Origin of the sequence: Pedobacter sp. UBA5917 (assembly GCF_002432345.1) — a bacterium.
Taxonomy (GTDB): Bacteria; Bacteroidota; Bacteroidia; order Sphingobacteriales; family Sphingobacteriaceae; genus Pedobacter.
Genome location: NZ_DJDT01000105.1, coordinates 1 through 4235, shown reverse-complemented (window position 1 = coordinate 4235; position 4235 = coordinate 1). Strand labels below are relative to the sequence as shown.

Here is a 4235-nt window from a genome sequence, read left to right as displayed (position 1 = left end):
AAGTACCATGCCCCGCGGCATAGGAGCGGAAAAAAAATTACATTCGTACTCGATAGGCTTATGTACGATAATTATTGCAAATAATAGAATATATACATGAAAACCATTAAAGCAATCATAATCTTAAGCATAATGCTGCTCATCATTTCTACTGTAGCAACTTTAAAACTTGATGCAGCCTCTGATGGATTTGACCAATATGGTTTCCCCTTTATTTTCTATGACCGTTTTTCAGGAAAATGCGATAATTGTTATCAGAACTTTGGCTTTAAACCTCTTAATTTATTTCTGAACTTATTGCTTGCTGTGATTTGTGCCTTTGTAATAATTACACTTAAACGTAAATTTGATAAAAGTGAATTAAACCACCATGATACAACAACACTTCGCCCAACACGCAACCGAAATATTAAAAAACGACGAATCTGTTATCGGTTTGGCCGTTGGCGGCTCCTGGCTCAGTAATGAAATAGATAGGTATTCAGATCTAGATCTTATTCTTGTTACCAAAGAAAAAGTATCGGCAGATCAATCAAAAATGCTCCAATATGCCAATCAGCTTGGCGAAATGATCTCTGCCTTTACCGGCGAACATGTTGGCGAACCCCGCGTGCTGATCTGCCTTTACGACAATCCATTATTACATGTTGATATCAAGTTTTTAACGCCCGATGAATTTGCCTCAAGGGTAGAAAATCCTGTTTTGTTAATCGACCGTGATAATCAGTTAAAGCTCATACTCGATCAAACCGAAGCCCAATTTCCTTATCCCGATTATCAATGGATAGAAGACCGCTTTTGGACCTGGATGCACTACACCATGTTAAAAATTGGCCGGGGTGAATACCTCGAAGCTTTCGATTTTTTTGGCTTTTTAAGGATGATAGTTTTTGGTCCGCTGCTCCACATTAAAAACAACAACCTGCCAAGGGGCGTGCGTAAAGTAGAAACCCAACTCCATACAAAAGATTTCAACTTGCTAAAAAGCACCATTGCCGATTACAACAGAGCATCGCTAATTGGCTCATTGGAAAATGCTATCGAACTCTATAAAAACCTGAGGAAAGAATTGTACGCTTATGATATTAAGCAAAACGATAAAGCAGAGGCAGCAGTAATGAAATATTTAACTACAATTAAATAATTTGTGTGAGTATAGGTTTGTCATAGAATGTTAACACCTATGTCTTCATCCTATATCGGATAGAAATACCCCGTCAGTATGTGAAATTCAAGGATTTATCCTATAATTGAAAAAATTAATGCAGCCCTATCCATAAAAATGTCCCAAGATTTAACTGTAAAAAAATTAAACCTGCTATTTATTCCCTTTTTATTGATTTCAATATCAATATGTGCGGTTTATACTTTTCTAAATTGGTTGCTCATCATCAAGTTCGAACTTTTTTCGGTTAGAGAAGATCTTGTCGAAATTATTGTACCATTGGTTCTGCCCGTTATTGTCTATTTTTTGTTTTTTAGGGCAAGAATCAGGATTTTAAACTTAAAAACCGATATCAACAGGTTACCCGTCTTTTATTTCATTATGTTATGGATAGCCTTATCCATTCCAAATATTATCATACAAGGTTTTCTGCCCAAAGCAGTAGGAAAACTTACCCACCTGCATGGTATAAACGAAATCGACAGCCATAAACCATCGAAATATTACAGCCTTAACCAATTTGCAATCGATAAAAAAAATGTCGGCATCAATGCCTTTTATGATATTAGTGGAAAGAACAATACAAACTACGACATCTACATTTACGTGGTTTTTCCAATGATAACGAGTGGGGTAAATAACGTATCCTGCAAAGCATTTTTGGGTGTTAAATATTTTAAAAGCATAAGCAACAAGCTTTCTGCAAGAGAAAAGCAGGATAACTTCGATGCACTTGCATCCATTAGCAACTACGAAATTGAGCACAACAGTTTTGATGATTTCAGCTACCTGGAAAGGATTGGCAATACTAACGACACGGATGGTTACAAGGATGCCATACTCCATTGTTCAAAGTACGACCGGAGCATAGCCCCTGTCCTTATCGCTCATAAAGAACCATTCGGAGACCGTTTGCACCATCAATCGATCTGGATATTTATATCTTTCATTATTTCAGGTGCTATTTGGCTCATCATGGTACTGATCCCTGAAATAGATGCAGAAGCGCTTAAAAGATTTTCTTAAGCACTTTGGGTAGAAAAAACAACAAGGGATAAATTTTAAATAGCTATATCGAGGTTTGTTCCCTTGGAGAACAATTAAAAGAAAAGAAAGAAGAAGCATTATCTGCCAAAACAAAAAAGGAGGCTTAAGCCTCCTTCAATATCTTTTAAAACTGAACCCCTATTAACCACATATTTTCGATGTAGTTAATTTTTTGACTCGCCTTATCCAGGTCGTCCCAACCAGTGGTATGCACATTGGTTAAATTGGTTGCGCCAAACTTGGTTGTATTTTGTAAATAAACGTTTTTCCAAACGTAGAATTTTAATCCGATTTTAGCCGAAACACCATAGCCTGAAATATTCCAGTGATTGTTTCTACCCGCTCCAAACAAACGTACATCTGAACGTGGAACCATTATTCCACCACCTAAGCCTGTTTCTAAAGTTAGCGATGTATTACCTCCCGGTGCTACCCAGATATCATCATAACGCTCTACTTCAATATTAGCATAGTTAAATCCATCGGTATGCTCGTAAGTAAGCATTTTTTCCTTAACGTTTATACTCTCGCCATTATAATCGCCAGCTAAAGCGCCCGTAGCAACATTATCATGCGAAATATAGGGGCCGATATGCCCGGTAATGGCAACAGTTTGCGGGATATCCATTACATATTTCATGTGGTCCCAGCCTATGGAGATACTGTAATTATCTTTGATAAAATACCCCAAACGGATATTATATTGTGGTACCGTAATCAAACCCGGGTTTAAATAGGCCCAGCTTAATTTCGATTGCCTGTCGTGCGCAACTACATCTTTCAGTGTAAAATCGTAATTAGGCCCCTGGAATCTGATATCGCTTTTGCCATACCACGAGCTGTTATACCCCCAGTGGAAATAGAAATCGCCCTTACGCGAGAAATTCCTTTTATGTTCAGGATTAAATAAGCTTTTCGAAGTTGGTGTATGATCTGTTGAAGAAGTTTGAATCTCCTGTGCCTGCATCCGCTTGCCAAACAAGAGTGCTAAAAATAGAATGGTAAATCTTTTCACGCGGCAAATTGAGCAAAAAGCACAGTCATTTACAACATCTTTAACATTTGCCGGGCTTTATCATATAAAAAATGACTTTAAATCATTAAAACCTCGTGTAAACAGCCAGTTGTACAATGTTATTAATCGTATTGTGGGTTAAACCATGCGAGGCCTGGTTCATATAACCTGCTTCCAGATCGAACTGTTTAGAAAAGCGGTAACCCGCAGCAAGATATGCCCTGTTTTGATCGAACACGCTGTTATTGATTTTACTTTTGTTCTGGAGATTTAAGAAAATTTCGTTCTGCAAAGCCACAAAAGCACCCTTTGTAAATGTAGGCTGCGTTTTTTGCAAGGGCTGTATCAACCGCACAAAATAACGGAACCGTTGCGAAAACACATCTTCGCCTGTTCTACCAATAAAACGTTGCTCAACCCTAAATCTATGACTGGCAAATACTGAACTGATTTTATGGTTATAAATATACTGCTCGAAAATGCGGTGTTCGTGATGCGTAATGTTATCGTTTCCTGCAACTTCAGTATTCGTGGTTTGCCACAGATAGCCTAACGCCACATTACTTTTATTATTGATGAAATACTGTATCGCGGGCCTTACCAAAGTATTGCGCACATACTTCCAATCATCGGCCGAACGCACCTGAACATCGAACTGCAAGCCCCATTTATCATTAAATTTGGTATTGTTTAAAAACATAAACCAACCCGAATTGTGATATTGGGTTTGTGCGTATAGCTTTCCTGATGCCATAATGAGTACCATCGAGGCAAGTAATAATATTCTTCTCATAAAAAGATAAACCGGTTTTATCTGTGTGCCGCTAAATTAGGATAATTATAGTAAAATAAGGAAAGTTATTGATTAGTCCGAAGTCGGAGGTCCGAGGTTTGGGTCTCCAGTCCTTAGCCATACTTACAAACAATTATGGGCCCAACTTTGTGTCTTCGTGCCTTGATGGGAAATGTGTGTTCCTCCGTATAAACTCAGTGATCTCTGTGGTTAAA

General features: G+C 38.0%; 5 protein-coding genes. 3 read left to right on the top strand and 2 right to left on the bottom strand.

The window, feature by feature from the left end; translation table 11 throughout:
• Window positions 1-96: 96 nt before the first annotated feature.
• From B2V92_RS06455 to B2V92_RS06445, 3 genes are all read left to right on the top strand, one after another.
• Complete coding sequence (locus tag B2V92_RS06455) at window positions 97-465, top strand: hypothetical protein (protein WP_293305952.1); 369 nt, start codon at window positions 97-99, stop codon at window positions 463-465.
• Window positions 371-1144 carry an aminoglycoside 6-adenylyltransferase gene (locus tag B2V92_RS06450; protein WP_293305950.1) on the top strand — a complete coding sequence of 258 codons (774 nt, stop codon included), beginning with the start codon at window positions 371-373 and terminating at the stop codon, window positions 1142-1144. Before B2V92_RS06455 ends, B2V92_RS06450 begins: the two co-directional genes overlap by 95 nt.
• A gap of 138 nt (window positions 1145-1282) precedes the next feature.
• On the top strand, window positions 1283-2191 hold the full coding sequence (locus tag B2V92_RS06445) for a hypothetical protein (RefSeq protein ID WP_293305948.1): 909 nt from the start codon (window positions 1283-1285) through the stop codon (window positions 2189-2191).
• Window positions 2192-2336: 145 nt separating this feature from the next.
• Here the strand turns inward: B2V92_RS06445 and B2V92_RS06440 are convergent, their stop codons facing one another.
• Complete coding sequence (locus tag B2V92_RS06440; RefSeq protein ID WP_293305946.1) at window positions 2337-3227, bottom strand: hypothetical protein; 891 nt, start codon at window positions 3225-3227, stop codon at window positions 2337-2339.
• Window positions 3228-3312: 85 nt separating this feature from the next.
• Window positions 3313-4020 (bottom strand): DUF2490 domain-containing protein, encoded by a 708-nt coding sequence (locus B2V92_RS06435; RefSeq protein ID WP_293305944.1) that lies wholly within the window; start codon window positions 4018-4020, stop codon window positions 3313-3315.
• Between the last annotated feature and the right edge of the window lie 215 nt (window positions 4021-4235).